The sequence below is a fragment of the Nitratireductor aquimarinus genome, from assembly GCF_017255295.1.
Taxonomy (GTDB): Bacteria; Pseudomonadota; Alphaproteobacteria; order Rhizobiales; family Rhizobiaceae; genus Nitratireductor; species Nitratireductor aquimarinus.
In genome coordinates, this window is the sequence record NZ_JAFKDE010000013.1 from 84,730 (window position 1) to 100,222 (window position 15,493).

Annotated in this window: 12 protein-coding genes; 4 read left to right on the forward strand and 8 right to left on the reverse strand. The window is 64.3% G+C overall.

Annotated elements, in window-relative coordinates; translation table 11 throughout:
- The first annotated feature begins 164 nt into the window (after nt 1-164).
- Nucleotides 165-2,543 (forward strand): S8 family serine peptidase, encoded by a 2,379-nt coding sequence (locus JYP46_RS20235; protein ID WP_206549135.1) that lies wholly within the window; start codon nt 165-167, stop codon nt 2,541-2,543.
- A gap of 58 nt (nt 2,544-2,601) precedes the next feature.
- Here the strand turns inward: JYP46_RS20235 and JYP46_RS20240 are convergent, their stop codons facing one another.
- From JYP46_RS20240 to JYP46_RS20265, 6 genes are all read right to left on the reverse strand, one after another.
- Nucleotides 2,602-2,847: a formate dehydrogenase subunit delta gene (locus JYP46_RS20240; protein ID WP_113153772.1), complete on the reverse strand. Its 246-nt coding sequence runs from the start codon at nt 2,845-2,847 to the stop codon at nt 2,602-2,604.
- Nucleotides 2,837-3,664 carry a formate dehydrogenase accessory sulfurtransferase FdhD gene (gene fdhD / locus JYP46_RS20245; RefSeq protein ID WP_206549136.1) on the reverse strand — a complete coding sequence of 276 codons (828 nt, stop codon included), beginning with the start codon at nt 3,662-3,664 and terminating at the stop codon, nt 2,837-2,839. The genes JYP46_RS20240 and fdhD overlap by 11 nt, the downstream gene beginning before the upstream one ends.
- A gap of 16 nt (nt 3,665-3,680) precedes the next feature.
- Nucleotides 3,681-6,584: a formate dehydrogenase subunit alpha gene (fdhF, locus tag JYP46_RS20250; RefSeq protein ID WP_206546569.1), complete on the reverse strand. Its 2,904-nt coding sequence runs from the start codon at nt 6,582-6,584 to the stop codon at nt 3,681-3,683.
- Nucleotides 6,585-6,594: 10 nt separating this feature from the next.
- Entirely contained in the window at nt 6,595-8,151 is a 1,557-nt protein-coding gene (locus tag JYP46_RS20255) for a formate dehydrogenase beta subunit (RefSeq protein ID WP_206546570.1), read from the reverse strand.
- Nucleotides 8,148-8,621, reverse strand: a complete 474-nt coding sequence (locus tag JYP46_RS20260) for a formate dehydrogenase subunit gamma (protein WP_113153776.1) — start codon at nt 8,619-8,621, stop codon at nt 8,148-8,150. Before JYP46_RS20260 ends, JYP46_RS20255 begins: the two co-directional genes overlap by 4 nt.
- Before the next feature lie 95 nt (nt 8,622-8,716).
- Nucleotides 8,717-9,616 (reverse strand): LysR family transcriptional regulator, encoded by a 900-nt coding sequence (locus JYP46_RS20265; RefSeq protein WP_113153777.1) that lies wholly within the window; start codon nt 9,614-9,616, stop codon nt 8,717-8,719.
- 173 nt (nt 9,617-9,789) lie between these two features.
- Between JYP46_RS20265 and JYP46_RS20270 the strand changes: the two genes are divergently transcribed.
- Together JYP46_RS20270 and paaG are read left to right on the forward strand one after the other, a co-directional pair.
- Nucleotides 9,790-10,950 (forward strand): Mrp/NBP35 family ATP-binding protein, encoded by a 1,161-nt coding sequence (locus tag JYP46_RS20270; RefSeq protein WP_206549137.1) that lies wholly within the window; start codon nt 9,790-9,792, stop codon nt 10,948-10,950.
- 145 nt (nt 10,951-11,095) lie between these two features.
- On the forward strand, nt 11,096-11,893 hold the full coding sequence (paaG, locus tag JYP46_RS20275; protein WP_206549138.1) for a 2-(1,2-epoxy-1,2-dihydrophenyl)acetyl-CoA isomerase PaaG: 798 nt from the start codon (nt 11,096-11,098) through the stop codon (nt 11,891-11,893).
- Between the two features lie 141 nt (nt 11,894-12,034).
- Here paaG and JYP46_RS20280 read toward each other — a convergent pair whose 3' ends face one another.
- Nucleotides 12,035-12,517, reverse strand: a complete 483-nt coding sequence (locus JYP46_RS20280) for an SRPBCC family protein (protein WP_113153780.1) — start codon at nt 12,515-12,517, stop codon at nt 12,035-12,037.
- Nucleotides 12,518-12,685: 168 nt separating this feature from the next.
- Here JYP46_RS20280 and chrA point away from each other — a divergent pair, with 168 nt between their 5' ends.
- Nucleotides 12,686-13,903: a chromate efflux transporter gene (gene chrA / locus JYP46_RS20285; protein ID WP_206549139.1), complete on the forward strand. Its 1,218-nt coding sequence runs from the start codon at nt 12,686-12,688 to the stop codon at nt 13,901-13,903.
- 42 nt (nt 13,904-13,945) lie between these two features.
- Here chrA and pdxR read toward each other — a convergent pair whose 3' ends face one another.
- Nucleotides 13,946-15,442: a MocR-like pyridoxine biosynthesis transcription factor PdxR gene (gene pdxR, locus JYP46_RS20290; RefSeq protein ID WP_113153782.1), complete on the reverse strand. Its 1,497-nt coding sequence runs from the start codon at nt 15,440-15,442 to the stop codon at nt 13,946-13,948.
- Nucleotides 15,443-15,493: the final 51 nt, after the last annotated feature.

Consider the following 15,493-nt stretch of genomic DNA (forward strand, 5'->3'; position numbering starts at 1 on the left):
AGCCGGTTTTCCGTTGCCTGTTCGCGCCGTCGGGACAATGCGCCTGACGGCATGATGAGCGGGCGGATGCCTAGGGTCAGGACCCTGCATAAGTTCATCTTGCTTTGCGCATAAGGATGTTTCCGTGTTGATGCCATTCGGTTTCGACAAGGGAGCGCCATTTCATGGGCCGTTACTGCCGTTTCTTTCTGACAGTCTGGCTCAGCCTTTTTCTCACCGCCTGCGGTGGTGGAGACGGGGAAAAGGCGAGCAGTGTTCAGCAGCCCGAACCGCCCGAACAGCCCGAGCCACCGGTCTATACGGGCGGTTATCCCGCGTTCGACCCGGTGGCGGCAGCGCAATACCGGGAGACGCCGGAGTTCAGACGTTCCGACCCTGGCGAAGGTGAGGAGAACCATATTCGCAGCCAGTTCGGCCAGCCGCGATTGTGTTCTCAGTCTGCCAATCCCGATTGTGCGGGCACGTCCGCCTATGCCTTGCAGAACATCCATTTCGCCCATACGGCCACCGACTGGAGCGGCAGGCCCCTGACGGGCCATGGCCAGACGATTGCGATTTTCGACAATGGATATCGCCTGTCGCATCGAGAGCTCGCGGGCAAGGATGTCATCCGCTACACCGCGCCGGGCCGCACGATAGGGCGTGACAGCCATGGCACGGCGGTCGCCGCAATCGCAGCAGGGGCCGCCGATGGAGTCGGTGCGATGGGGGTGGCGCCCGATGCACGTCTTCATATCTCTTCCTGGGAGGATGTGTCGGACGATGACGCCATGGCGCATATGGTCGCCGCGATCCGCGATGCAGCCAGGCACGGGGCTGTGGCGCAAAACAATTCCTGGGGTTGGCAAACGGAGAAGCAGGCCGATGCGGAAGCGCGGGATTTCGGGGCCTCGGGAACCACGGATTATGCGCGACACCTCGCTGACCGGCAGGGCGACGACCCGCAGACATGGCGTACGCTGTTTGCAGCCTATGACGCGTTCCAGAAAGGCGGTGTTCTGGTTTTCACGAACTCCAACGACCGGACTTTGCATAACGCAACAGCCTGGGCTGCCCTGCCCGAGTTCGTTCCCGAACTCGCCGAGGCGTGGATCGCCGTGGGCAATGCGCTCTTCTCCGTCGACGGGAAGACGGGAGACATTCTCGACGCAGATCTCCTTTCAGCGCCATGTGGTATGGCGGCGCGCTATTGCGTCATTGCCGACGGGACGCTGCGTGTCGCGACAGATGTCGGTGACGGGAGTTACCAGCTTGGCACGGGAACATCTTACGCCGCCCCGCAGGTGGCGGGAGAGATAGCGCTTCTCGCGCAGGCGTTTCCGACCCTTTCGCCGGGGGAGTGGACCACGCGCCTGCTCGCCACGGCGCAGCGCGACTGGGACGGTTTTCAGAATTCGATCGCCGGGCATCAGAATTTTGCGCCGGGTGTCCGCCGCGCCTATTCGCATCTTTACGGCCATGGCGTGCCGGACATGAAGGCGGCGCTTTCGCCGGTGGGGGGGCTCTCCATCGCCTCGGGCGCAAGGGTGGGCGAGGGGCCGCAGACGCCGCTTTCAGCAGCTGCCACAAGCGCGCCGCCGATTGTCGGCAACGCGGTTTCCAAGGCGCTTTCGGGCAGACGGATCATGGCGCTTGATGCGCTGGGCGGAGATTTTTATCTCGATGGCAGGGTGCTCGCGCCGGCAAACAGGATGCATGCGCCATCGGGCATCGGTGTGGCGCAGAGGCTCGCCGCGCAGCAGGAAAAGCTGGATTTCGCCTTTGCCTTTGCAAACCTGCCCTCATCCGAGTGGCAGAGCCTGCACAGCACCGCATCGGCCAAACTGTTCTTTTCACACGGCTTCACCGAGACACAGGACGGGCTGGTTCTCTCCCGCCTGATGCCGCTGGGGGCGGGGGACTACCTGCAATTTGCAGGCGGTATGGTGGAGCGGAATGAAAGCGAGGCGGTTCAGTTCGCGCTGTCGCGCCTGACAAGGCGTGGGATCATGACGAGCGAGGTCACGCTTTCGGGCGGGCACGGGCGCGGCCGGCTTTTTGGCATGTCGACGTCAAGCCCGTTCGCCCTGGCTGAAAGCAGCGGCCGGTTCTCCGCCGGCGCAACGCTGACGGCGCGGCTCGGCGGGGGCTGGTCCTTCTCGGGTTATGGCGAGGTGGGTCTGGCTCATGCGCAGGAAGGGGAGGAGGCGCTGATCGATTACGGCGCACTCACCTATGCAAGCGGCGGCCTGATGCTGGACAAGACCGGGCTTTTGCAGGCGGGCGACCGCGCAAGGTTCTATGCGGGCATGAAACCCAACCCGCTGGCGGGCCACACCACGCTGCGCGTGCCGGTGGCGCGCACAAAAGAAGGGCTGATCACCTATGAAACCGTGGATGTGAACCTGGCGAGCGGCGATCTGCCCGCGCGCTTCGGTTTTTCCTATACGCATCGCACAGCGCGGAACTTCGATTTGAGCCTCAACGCCAATGCGGATCTCTTCATCACCGCGCCGAAGAGCGCGGTGACGGATGTCTCGATCAATTTAAGGAAGTCGTTTTGAGCATCGGACCGAAAAGTGGAATCCGGTTTTCGGATTGATCCGAGGCTCCATTGATGACTCAGGCCGCCTTCGGGCGGTTGATCTGCCCGGAGGCTTCCATGACCATGGGCGACAGGCCCATTCCGCCCTGCTCGATGATCTGGAACAGGTGCGTGCGCATGCGCGGCTCCCAGAACTTGTTGATGTGGTCGGCCACGCCCGCGACCTGCTCTTCCTTTGGCTGGGAAGTGAAGAAGGTGGCGATCTGGTTGGCCATGTAGACCAGGCGCTCGTCGCCGGATTTGAACTTATCGTCATGCGACATGTCTGGTCGCTCCAATCGTCACGCGTTCCGGATGGGTGAAAATGTCGAACTCCTCGCCCCGCACGAGGGCGACGAGGGTCATGCCGGCGGTTTCCGCCGTGCGGATGGCAAGTGCTGTCGGGGCGGAGACGGCGGCGATGAGCGGCGCGCCGATGGCCGCCGTTTTCTGCACCATCTCGACGGAGACGCGAGAGGTGACGACGACCGCGCCGGTTGCGCCATCGATGCCGGCCTTCACCAGCGCGCCCGCCAGCTTGTCGAGCGCATTGTGCCGGCCCACATCCTCGCGAACGGCCACGATGCCCTTGCCGGCGACATAGAAGCCGGCGGCATGCACCGCGCCGGTGGCGTGATGCAGCTCCTGAAACTTGTGAAGCTCGCTGACCGCCCCGGTGAGATCTGCGGCGGTGAAGCGCGGCGATGCGGAAACCTCCGGCACGCTGCGCATCGCTTCCTCGATGCTTTCAATGCCGCACAGGCCGCAGCCGACCGGGCCGGCAAGACGCCTGCGCCGCGCCTCGAAGCGTCTGTTGGCGGTGTCGCGCAGGCGGATCTGCAGGTCGACGCCCGCACCCAGCTCCTGAACCGTGATCGTGTCGATCTCGTCGGCGCTGGCGATGATGCCTTCCGTGACGCTGAAGCCCAGGGCGAAGTCTTCGAGGTCCGCCGGCGTCGCCATCATCACGGCATGGGTTGTGCCGCCATAGGAAAGCGCCACCGGCGTTTCCTCGGGCACAGTGCGCGAGCTGACCTTCGTCCCGCCGGTTCGGCGGGCCGTTCTGGTAACGCGGGCTGTGGCTGGAACACCGCTGCTCATGCTGGAACCGGCGGGGTTATTCCGCCGCCTCCACATGCACGATGCGACGGCTCTGGCGCGCGTGCTCCTCGTAGTCTTCCTGCCACTCGGACGGACCGTTGGACGGGGCAACCTGCACCGCAGTGACCTTGTATTCGGGACAGTTGGTGGCCCAGTCGGAATACTCGGTCGTCACCACATTGGCCTGCGTGGCCGGGTGGTGGAAGGTGGTGTAGACGACGCCCGGCGCAACGCGCTCGGTGATGGTGGCGCGCAGGCTGGTCTCGCCGGAGCGGCTCTTGAGCTTCACCCAGTCGCCCTCGCGAACGCCACGGGTCTCGGCGTCGAAGGGATGGATCTCAAGCAGATCCTCCTCATGCCAGACCACATTCTCCGTGCGGCGCGTCTGTGCGCCGACATTGTATTGCGAGAGGATGCGGCCGGTGGTGAGCAGCAGCGGGAAGCGCGGACCGACCTTCTCGTCGGTGGCCACATAGGCGGTGCGCACGAACTTGCCCTTGCCGCGCACGAAGCCGTCGATATGCATGACGGGCGTGCCGGTGGGGGCCTTCTCGTTGCACGGCCACTGGACCGAGCCTTCCTTTTCCAGAAGCTCATAGGTCACGCCTGCGAAGCTTGGCGTGGTGGCCGCGATTTCGGCCATGATCTCGGAAGGATGCGTGTAGTTCCAGTCCTGACCCAGCGCACGGGCCATGTCCTGCGTGACCTCCCAGTCGGCATAGCCGTTCTTGGGCTCCATCACCTTGCGGACGCGGTTGATGCGGCGCTCGGCATTGGTGAAGGTGCCGTCCTTCTCAAGGAAGGTCGAACCCGGCAGGAATATGTGGGCGTAGTTGGCGGTCTCGTTCAGGAAGAGATCGTGAACGATGACGCATTCCATCGCTTCCAGACCGGCCGCCACATGATGCGTATTGGGATCGGACTGGAGAATGTCTTCGCCCTGCACGTAAAGCGCCTTGAAGGTGCCTTCGACGGCGGCGTCGAGCATGTTGGGAATGCGCAGGCCCGGCTCATTGTCGAGCTTCACGCCCCACAGGCTCTCATAGATCGCGCGGGTCGCATCCTCGGAGATGTGGCGGTAGCCCGGCATCTCGTGCGGGAACGAGCCCATGTCGCAGGAGCCCTGCACGTTGTTCTGGCCGCGCAGCGGGTTCACGCCCACGCCCGGCCGGCCGATATTGCCGGTGGCCATGGCGAGGTTGGCGATGGCCATGACGGTGGTGGAGCCCTGGCTGTGCTCGGTGACGCCGAGGCCGTAATAGATCGCGCCATTGCCGCCGGTGGCGTAAAGACGCGCCGCGCCGCGGATCAGCTCCGCCGAAACGCCGGACATCTTTTCGATGGCTTCCGGGCTGTTTTCCGGCTGGAGAACGAAGCTCGCCCAGTCCTGGAACTCGTCCCAGTCGCAGCGCTCGCGGATGAACGCTTCGTTGAAGAGGCCTTCGGAGACGATCACATGGGCAAGCGCGGTCAGCACGGCGACGTTGGTGCCGGGCTTCAGCGGCAGATGGTAGCTCGCCTCCACATGGGGCGTGCGCACCAGCTCGATGCGGCGCGGGTCGATGACGATCAGCTTTGCGCCCTCGCGCAGGCGCTTCTTCAGGCGCGAGCCGAACACGGGGTGACCGTCGGTCGGGTTTGCGCCGATGACCAGAACCACGTCGGAATGCTCGACTGAATCGAAATCCTGCGTGCCGGCAGAGGTGCCGAAGGTGGTTTTCAGACCATAGCCGGTGGGCGAGTGGCAGACGCGGGCGCAGGTGTCGACATTGTTGTTGCCGAAACCCTGGCGCACCAGTTTCTGAACGAGATAGGTCTCTTCATTGGTGCAGCGCGACGAGGTGATGCCGCCGACGGCAGCCCTGCCGTATTTTTCCTGGATTCGGCCGATCTCGCTGCCGATATGGGCGTAGACCTCTTCCCAGGACACTTCGCGCCACGGGTCGGTGATCTTTTCGCGGATCATCGGGTTGAGGATGCGGTCCTTGTGGGTGGCGTAGCCATAGGCGAAGCGGCCCTTCACGCAGGAGTGGCCGCGATTGGCCTTGCCATCCTTGTAGGGCACCATGCGGACGACTTCCTCGCCCTTCATCTCTGCCTTGAACGAGCAGCCAACGCCGCAATAGGCGCAGGTGGTGACGGCGGAATGATCGGGCATGCCCATCTCGATGATGGACTTTTCCTGAAGCGCGCCGGTGGGGCAGGCCTGCACGCAAGCGCCACAGGAAACGCATTCCGACTGGAGGAAGGGCTCGTCCATGCCGGCGGTGATGCGGCTTTCGAAGCCACGGCCTTCCACTGTCAGGGCGAAGGTGCCCTGCTGCTCCTCACAGGCGCGAACGCACAGCGAGCAGACGATGCACTTGGACGGATCGTAAGCGAAATAGGGGTTGGAAACGTCCAGTTCCTTGAAGTTCACCCCATGCTCGCCGATCGGCGAGGGTTCGAGGTGATTTGCCCCTTCATCGCCATAGCGGTTCTGCTTCAGGCCGACGCTCTCGGCCATGTTCGCCATCTCGCAATTGCCCATGGCGCAGGCCGCGCAGTCTTCCGGATGGTCGGACATGTAGAGTTCCATCACGCCGCGGCGGATGGTGTTGAGGCGGTCGGTCCGGGTGTTGACGGCAATGCCGTCCATGGCCGGGGTGGTGCACGATGCCGGCGTGCCGCCCTTGCCCTCGATCTCGACAAGGCAGAGACGGCAGGAGCCGAAGCTCTTGACCATGTCGTTGGCGCACAGCTTGGGCACGGCGATGCCGGCCTCGCGCGCGGCGCGCATGATCGAGGTGCCTTCCGGAACGGTGACAGACTGGCCGTCGATGGTCAGCGTTACCGTCTTGTCAGAGCGGACAGCGGGTGTGCCGTAGTCGATTTCTTCTACGAAACGCTTGTCGGTTCCACGTTCTTGAGTTCCGCACATGGGTTTCCTCCTATTCCGCTGCTTCGCGCACGGGCGCGGGGCGGAAATCTTCCGGGAAATGGGTCAGTGCGCTCATGACAGGGTAAGGCGTGAAGCCACCCAGTGCGCACAGCGATCCGAACTTCATCGTGTTGCAGAGATCGGTCACGGTCTCGATCTGCTCTTCGGGCGCGATGCCCTGCTTCAGCCGGTCGAGCACTTCGACACCGCGCGTCGAGCCGATGCGGCAGGGCGTGCACTTGCCGCAGCTTTCCACGGCGCAGAACTCCATGGCGAAGCGCGCCTGCTTCAGAAGGTCGACCGTATCGTCGAAGACAACGATGCCGGCATGGCCGATGAGGCCATCCTTGGCGGCGAACGCCTCGTAGTCGAAGGGCGTGTCGAACAGGTCGCGCGGCCAGTAAGCGCCGAGCGGACCGCCCACCTGCACGGCGCGCACGGGACGGCCCGTGGCGGTGCCGCCGCCGATATCGTCCACCAGCTCGCCGAGCGTCATGCCGAAAGCTGCCTCGAACAATCCGCCATGCTTCACATTGCCGGTGATCTGGATCGGAATGGTGCCGCGCGAACGGCCCATGCCGAAGTCGCGGTAATAGGCCCCGCCCTTGTCAAGAATGATCGGCACGGAGGCGAGCGAGATCACATTGTTGATGACGGTCGGCTTGCCGAACAGGCCTTCATGCGCCGGCAGCGGCGGCTTGGCGCGGACCTGGCCGCGCTTGCCTTCCAGACTGTCGAGCAGCGCCGTTTCCTCACCGCAGACATAAGCGCCGGCACCCACGCGCACTTCCATGTCGAAGGCGTATTTCGAGCCGAGCACGCTTTTGCCGAGCATGCCGGCGGCGCGGGCGGCGTCGATGGCCTCGTTCAGGATGCGGTGAACATTGGGATATTCCGAACGCAGGTAGACATAGCCCCTGGTCGCGCCCGTCGCGATGCCGGCAATCGTCATGCCCTCGATGAGCACGAAGGGATCGCCTTCCATGATCATGCGGTCGGAGAAGGTGCCTGAATCGCCTTCGTCGGCGTTGCAGACGATGTATTTCTGCGGGCCGTCGGTGTCGTGCACCGTCTTCCACTTGATGCCGGTCGGGAAGCCTGCTCCGCCACGGCCGCGAAGACCGGATTCGGTGACTTCCTCGACGATGCCGAGCGGCGTCTTTTCAAGCGCGTTGCGCAGGCCACGGAGGCCGCCATGCTTCTCGTAGTCCTCAAGCGAGACCGGATCGATGATGCCGCAACGGGCGAAGGTCAGCCGGGTCTGCTTTGCAAGGAAGGGGATTTCCTCAGGCTTGCCGAGGGAGAGGTCGTGCGCGCCGCCTTCGATCAGGCCTGCGTCGAACAGGCCCGCCACATCGCCGGGCTTCACCGGCCCATAGGCCACGCGGCCCTCGGCGGTTTCCACCTCGACCATGGGCTCAAGCCAGAACATGCCGCGCGAGCCATTGCGAACGATCTTCGCGTCGAGGCCGCGTTTCCCGATTTCCTCACGCGCGGCGGCAGCGACTTTTTCGGCGCCCAGCGCCAGCGCACCGGCATCGCGCGGAATGTAGATGTTGATGGTCATGCCCGCACCTCTGCTGCGATTTCCTCGGCCCGCGCCTCATCCAGCCGGCCAATCACCTCGCCGTCGAGCATGGCGGAGGGCGCACAGGCGCACAGACCGAGGCAATAGACAGGCTCCAGCGTCACCGCGCCATCGGCGGAGGTCTCATGAAACTTGATGCCGAGCAGCTTCTGCAGCTTCTCGGCCACCGCATCGCCGCCCATCGACTGGCAGGCTTCGGCCCGGCACAGTTTCAGCACGTGACGGCCTGCCGGCTTCTCGCGGTAGTCGTGATAAAACGATACGACGCCATAAACTTCGGCGCGTGTCAGGTTGAGGGCCTCGGCGATGATGGGCAGGCTTTCACGCGGCACATGGCCGAGTTCCCGCTGAATCCCATTGAGAATGGGGAGTAACGGGCCCTCTTCGTTCTTCCAGCGGTCGATAATGACCTCGACGGCGGAAGTGATTTCGGTACGTGCTTGCTGCATCTCGCAGCGCCCTCCCTAACGATGCTCGTTCTGGAGGAGAAACAAATCCCGTGTGAAGGATCAATATAGCATATCCGTCAGACGATAGAAAATTTCTATCGATGCTCGCCGTATCGCTCGGCCAGAAGGCCCGCTTCATAGAGCAGGGCGGAGACGAGCGGCGTGTGCGGCTCACGCTTGACGGCGACCAGACCGACCAGGTGGCTGGCGTCGGGCTCGACGATGGGAATGGCGCGGATCGGCTCGGAGAAGCCGAGAACTTCGGCCAGGTTGAGCGGCATGATCGAGGCCCATTTCCCGGTGCGGATATGGGAGAACAGCACGATCATCGAGTTCGATTCGAGCGTGGGGTGGGCCGTCGCCCCCACTTCTTCCAGGTGTTTGTTGATGATCCGGCGGTTCTGCATGTCCGGCGTCAAAAGGCAAAGCGGCAGGTCGGCCACCTCTTTCCAGGTCACGCTCTCGCGGTCGGACATCCGGCTCTTTGCGGCGGTGATGAGCTGGTAGCGCTCGGAGTAGAGCGGTACGGCAGCGACGTGGCCGAGCGGCTCATTGTCGAGATAGGTGATGCCGATGTCGATCTCGAAATTCTCCAGAAGCGAGAGAACTTCCAGCGAGGTGCGCGAGATGATCGAGAAGGTCACCTCGGGGTGTTTGTCGCGAAAGGGCGTGGTGAGTTCGGGCAGCATGGCGAGCGCGGTGGGGATCGCCGCGATGCGCACATGGCCGGCAAGACCGCGCCGCGCAGCCTTCATCTCGGCGCGCATGGTGCGCGTGTCGCCAACGATGCGACGCGCCCATTCCAGCACGCGCTGGCCTTCGGGCGTGAGGCCCTGAAAGCGTGATCCGCGCTGAACCAGCATGACGCCGAGCTGGTCTTCCAGCTGCTTGATGGCGGCTGAGAGCGTTGGCTGCGTGACGCCGAGCTCCGTTGCCGCTCGCCCAAAATGCTGCTCCCTGGCGAGCGCGATGAAAAATTCCAGCTTGTCGATCATGCGCCGACGCTACAGCGCAGCCGCGCTGCGGGCAATCCATCTTGCAGAGCGCCCATCTTGCAGAGCGTGACGGGGCGGTTTGGCAATGCTGCATTACGGGGTCGGTCGATTTGCCTCTCTTGGCCATCGAACCCATCTGCTTTATCTGGGAGAAAAAGCAAAGGCACGTGCACATGACTCTCGACAGACAGACCGTCATCGACCGCTTAAAGTCCGTGAAAGGGCCGAATCTGGAGGGCGACATCGTTTCGCTCGGGCTCGTCTCGGAGATTTTCATCGCCGACGGCAAGGTGTTCTTCTCGATCACCGTGCCATCGAGCCGCGCCCAGGAACTGGAGCCTCTGCGGCAGGCGGCGGAGAACGCCGTGAAGTCGCTGCCGGGCGTCAAGGGCGCCGTGGTGGCGCTGACAGCCGAGAAGCAGGGCGGCGGCATGGGCGCCACACCACCGCCGCGTCCGAAACCGGCACCCCAGCGTCCGATGCCGGGTGGCCCCGCCGCACAAGCCGGTCAGCAGCCGACCAAGCAGGATGTGCCGGGCATCAAGGCCATCGTCGCCGTGGCCAGCGGCAAGGGCGGCGTCGGCAAATCCACCACCGCCGTCAACCTGGCGCTGGGGCTGAAGACGCTCGGGCTCAGGGTCGGCATTCTCGATGCGGATATCTACGGGCCTTCCATGCCGCGTCTGCTCGGCCTCACGGGAAAGCCGGAAACCGCCGATGGCAAGACGCTGAAGCCGATGGAGGCGTTCGGCGTGAAGGTCATGTCCATGGGGTTCCTTGTCGAGGAAGACACGCCGATGATCTGGCGCGGCCCGATGGTCGTTTCGGCGCTGCGGCAGATGCTGCGCGACGTGGCGTGGGGCGAACTGGACGTGCTGGTGGTCGACATGCCGCCCGGCACGGGCGACGCACAGCTGACCATGGCGCAGCAGGTGCCGCTGGCCGGCGCGGTAATCGTCTCGACGCCGCAGGACCTGGCGCTGATCGACGCGCGCAAGGGGCTGAACATGTTCCGCAAGGTGGATGTGCCGCTGCTCGGCATCGTCGAGAATATGAGCTACTTCCTCGCCCCCGATACGGGCGCACGCTACGACATCTTCGGTCATGGCGGCGCGAAGAACGAGGCGGAGCGGCTTGGCGTTCCGTTCCTTGGCGAAGTGCCGCTGACGATGGATGTGCGCGAAACCTCGGATGCGGGAACGCCCGTTGTGGCGTCGAACCCGGAGGGCGCGCAGGCGAAGGTCTACAGGGACATCGCCGCTAAGGTGCAGACGCAGCTGGCAGCGGCCATGCAGAGCGCGGCGGACGAGGCCCCGGCCATCGTCTTCGATTAATGCGTTAGGGGAATAATGCGTTACGGGCGATTGAACAAAGCGGTCGCCTGTGTAACGTAACCGCCATCAGGGAGCACCGCACGCCCGTTCGGGCGTGCGCGGGACGCTCTGCCAATCGCGTGCCATTTGCTCTGGAGGTTGAAGCATGAGCGTCGAAAACACCGAAACCATTCTCCATGAGCGCCTTGATGGCTGGCACCGGATCACGCTGAACCGGCCGGAAAAGCTCAACGCTTTCAACGAAGCGCAGCATGTGGCGCTGCGGGACGCGCTGGAAGCCTGTTCTGCGGATGAGGGCTGCCGTGCGGTGCTTCTGACGGGCGCGGGGCGCGGCTTCTGCGCCGGGCAGGATCTGGGCGATCGCGATCCGGCCAAGATGGAAAGCAAGCCGGACCTCGGCTATACGATCGAAAATTTCTATAATCCGCTGGTTCGCAAGCTGCGCGGCATGAACAAGCCCATCGTCTGCGCGGTCAACGGCGTTGCGGCCGGCGCCGGCGCGAACATCGCGCTGGCATGCGACATCGTGCTGGCGGCGAAATCGGCGAAGTTCATCCAGGCATTCGCAAAAATCGCGCTGGTGCCGGACTCCGGCGGCACATGGTTCCTGACGCGCATTCTGGGCGAGCCGCGCGCCAAGGCGCTGGCGCTGACGGGCGAGCCGCTCTCGGCGGAAGATGCTGCGAACTGGGGCCTGATCTGGCGTGCCGTGGAAGACGAAGCCCTGATGGAAGAGGCCGAAGCGCTGGTGACCAAGCTGGCGCACGGCCCGACGCAGGCCTATGGCCTGATCAAGAAGGCGATTCACGCTGCGCCGGGAAGCTCTCTCGACGCGCAACTGGAGCTGGAGCGCGAGCTGCAGCGCGAGGCCGGCCGCTCGGACGATTACCGCGAAGGCGTCGCGGCGTTCCTCGAAAAGCGCAAGCCCGTGTTCAAGGGCTAGGGCATCTTGCAGTCAGTTGCCCGCGCCTGACATTTGTTCATGCGCCCTTGCGTATTCAGGTGCAACAGAGAAAGAGCGGGCAGCGTTTCACTGAAACAACGACCCGCTCGATCAGGAAATCTCCAGAACGAAAAAGCGTCCTCACGCTGAGGGCGCTTCGGCTTCTTCCGTGTCGCCGCCGGTGACGCGGGTGTTGAAGTCGGAGAAGAACTGGCCGGCCAGCTTCTTGGAGGTCGACTGGATGAGGCGGCTGCCGAGCTGGGCCATCTTGCCGCCGACATCGGCCTTGGCGCTGTAGGTCAGGATGGTGGCGTCCGGGCCGTCTTCCTTGAGCGACACATCGGCGCCGCCCTTGGCGAAACCGGCCACGCCGCCCTTGCCCTCGCCGCTGATCGTGTAGGAGTGCGGCGGGTTGAGATTGGTGAGCTCAACCGCGCCGCTGAACTTGGCCTTGATCGGGCCGATCTTCAGGGCGACGATTGCCTCGAACTCGGTGTCCGACGTCTTTTCCAGTTCCTGACAGCCGGGAATGCAGTCTTTCAGCACATCCGGGTCGTTCAGCGCCTGCCAGACCGTTTCCACCGGCGCTTCGATGCGTTCTTCACCTTCGATGACCATGGCCATGGCGCGTCCCTCCTGAAATCATGTCTCAATCTGGCTAACCCACTGCTTGCGTCTTGTCCATCCGCGCGGGCGTCGGCAGTGTTGTCTTGCGGGTGACCAGTCTTGTCTTGCAGGTGACATGTGCCGCGATTATGCGACATCGAATCGGCCGAGACATCAGGTGGAACAATGAGCGACAGCGACGTGCGGGGCGGAACAGGGGCAGAGGCAAAGGGAACGGCGGGAGAGGTTTTCCGCGTCTTCCTCAAGCTCGGTGTGACCTCGTTCGGTGGCCCCATCGCGCATCTCGGCTATTTCCGCGACGCGCTGGTGGTGCGGCGCAAATGGCTGGACGAAAAGGCCTATGCGGACCTCGTTGCGCTGTGCCAGTTCCTGCCCGGCCCGGCGAGCAGCCAGGTGGGCTTTGCGCTGGGTTTCCTGCGGGCAGGCCCCATGGGGGCGGCAGCCGCGTGGGCGGCCTTCACCCTGCCTTCGGCCCTGCTTCTCTTTGCGTTCGCGCTTTTTGCGGGGGCGCTCGACAATCCGCTCGGCGCGGGGCTGTTGCACGGGCTGAAGATCGTGGCGGTGGCCGTGGTGGCGCAGGCGGTGTGGGGCATGGCGCGGTCGCTCTGCCCGGACCGCGAGCGCGCAGGCATCGCGCTTGCAGCGCTTGTTCTGGTGACGTTAGCGGCCAGCGCCTTCGCGCAGATTGCGGCCATTCTGTCAGGCGCGCTGCTTGGCTGGTGGCTGTGCCGGGATAGGGTCGGTGAGGCTGGGCAGACGGTGGCCTTCGGGCTGTCGAAGCGCGCCGGGATCATCTGCCTTTCCCTTTTCGCGTTTCTGCTGTTCGGTCTGCCGCTGGCAGGGCAGATGACGCAGGGGCTTGCCGTGTTCGACACCTTCTATCGTGCGGGCGCGCTGGTGTTCGGCGGCGGGCATGTGGTGCTGCCGCTGCTTGAGGCGGGCGTCGTCGAGCCTGGCTGGGTCTCGCAGGATGCGTTTCTTGCCGGCTACGGCGCGGCGCAGGCGGTGCCGGGGCCGCTCTTCACATTCGCTGCCTATCTGGGCGCGGTTCTGGACATGCCGCCCACGGGCGTGGCCGGCGCTGCAATCGCGCTTGTCGCGATCTTCCTGCCGGGCTTCCTGCTTTTGATGGGCGTTGCGCCCTTCTGGGACCGTTTCCGCCAGTTCGATGCGGCGCGCGCGGCAATGATGGGCACGAATGCGGCGGTGGTCGGCATATTGGCGGCGGCTCTCTACGATCCGCTCTGGACCACGGCGATCCTTGCACCGGCAGACTTTGCGCTGGCGGCGGTCGGCTTTCTGCTTCTGACGGTGTGGAAGACCCCGCCATGGGTGGTGGTGGTGCTGTGCGCGCTGGCGGGAATGGCGCTGGCAGTCTTTTGAAAGAGGCCCGTCCCGGAAACCGGGAGGGGCCTTTGTCTGCGGTTATGCAGCGGCGCGTCGATGTTCGGCGGAAGCGGCTGCTGCGAGTTCGCGGATGCCGGGCTCGATCTGTTGGGCCGCGATGGACGAAATGCCAAGCCGCATGAACTGCGTCGCGCGCGGGCGGTCAATGAAGAAGCGCGCACCGGGCTCGATCAGCACGCTGCGCCGGGCAGCCGATTTGGCAAGGGCCACAGTGTCCAGTCCGGGCGGGCCTTCGAGCCAGAGCGAGGTGCCGCCGCGAATGTCGGCTGCGTTCCAGTCCGGCAGGATGTCGCCGACAGCCTGATAAAGCTTTTCACGCCGCTCCTCGAAAGCCGCAGAGATACGGCGCACCAGCGTGTCGTGATGGCCAAGCGACAGGAACAGCGCCACGGCCCGCTGGTTGTTGGCCGGCGGATGGCGCAGCATGAAGCGGCGTAAGGCGCGCAGTTCTGCGATCAGGTCAGCCGGGGCAACGATGTAACCCATGCGCAGGCCCGGTGCGAGCGTCTTGGACATGGAGCCCAGATGCACAACGCGGCCCGTGCGGTCGAGCCCCTTGAGGGCTGCCTGCGGGCGCTCGTCGGCGAGCTGGCTGTCATAATCATCCTCGATGACGATCCAGTCATTGCGCTCCGCCCCTTCCAGAAGCGCCTCGCGGCGCGCCTGGCTGAGCGGCACCATGGTCGGGCAATGATGGCTCGGCGTGGCGAAAACGAAGTCTGCATCTTCCGGAATCTGCGCCACGTCGATGCCCTGCCGGTCGACGGGAACCGGTGCGATCTGCGCGCCGGCGAGCTGGAAGATGGAGCGCGCGTCGGGATAGCCGGGGTTCTCCACGGCCACCTTCTTGCCACGGCTCATGAGCAGCGTGGCGAGCATGTAAAGCGCGTGCTGCGAGCCGAGCGTGATCAGGATTTCGTCGGGATTGGCGAAGATGCCGCGACGCGGAAGAAGCCGCGCCTGGATCTGCTCGATCAAGAGCGGGTCGTCACGGTCGACCATATCGGCCGCCCAGTTGCGAATCTCCAGAACGGCAAGCGCCATGCGGTTGCATTCGCGCCATTCGGCGGTCGGGAAAAGCCCCGGATCGAACTGCCCATAGACGAAAGGATAAGAGGCCTTCATCCAGTCTTCGTTCTTGCGCGGCTCGGGCATTTCGCTGGCCAGAATCTGGAACCGCTCGCCCCAGTTCACGCCATCCTTGCCACCCTGTTTGCGCGGCGGGCGCGGGGGCGCGGCCAGCACCTCCGGATTGACAAAGTGGCCGCGGCGCTCGCGCGCGATCAGGAAGCCCTGATCGACGAGCTGCTGGAAGGCCAGCACCACCGTACCACGCGCAACACCCAGCTTTTCCGCGAGAATGCGGCAGGATGGAAGCGGCATGGAAGGGGCGATCTGGCGATCGAGAATTGCCGACACGATGGCCTGGCGGATCTGTGCCTGGAGCGTCTGTCCCGATTCGGGGGAAATCTTGAACAGACCGGTCCAGAGGGCGGTGTCGTTTCTGGCTGACATATGGTTTTCCTCTCCGGGGCGGAGCGTAACCTTGGGGCAATGCATGTCAAC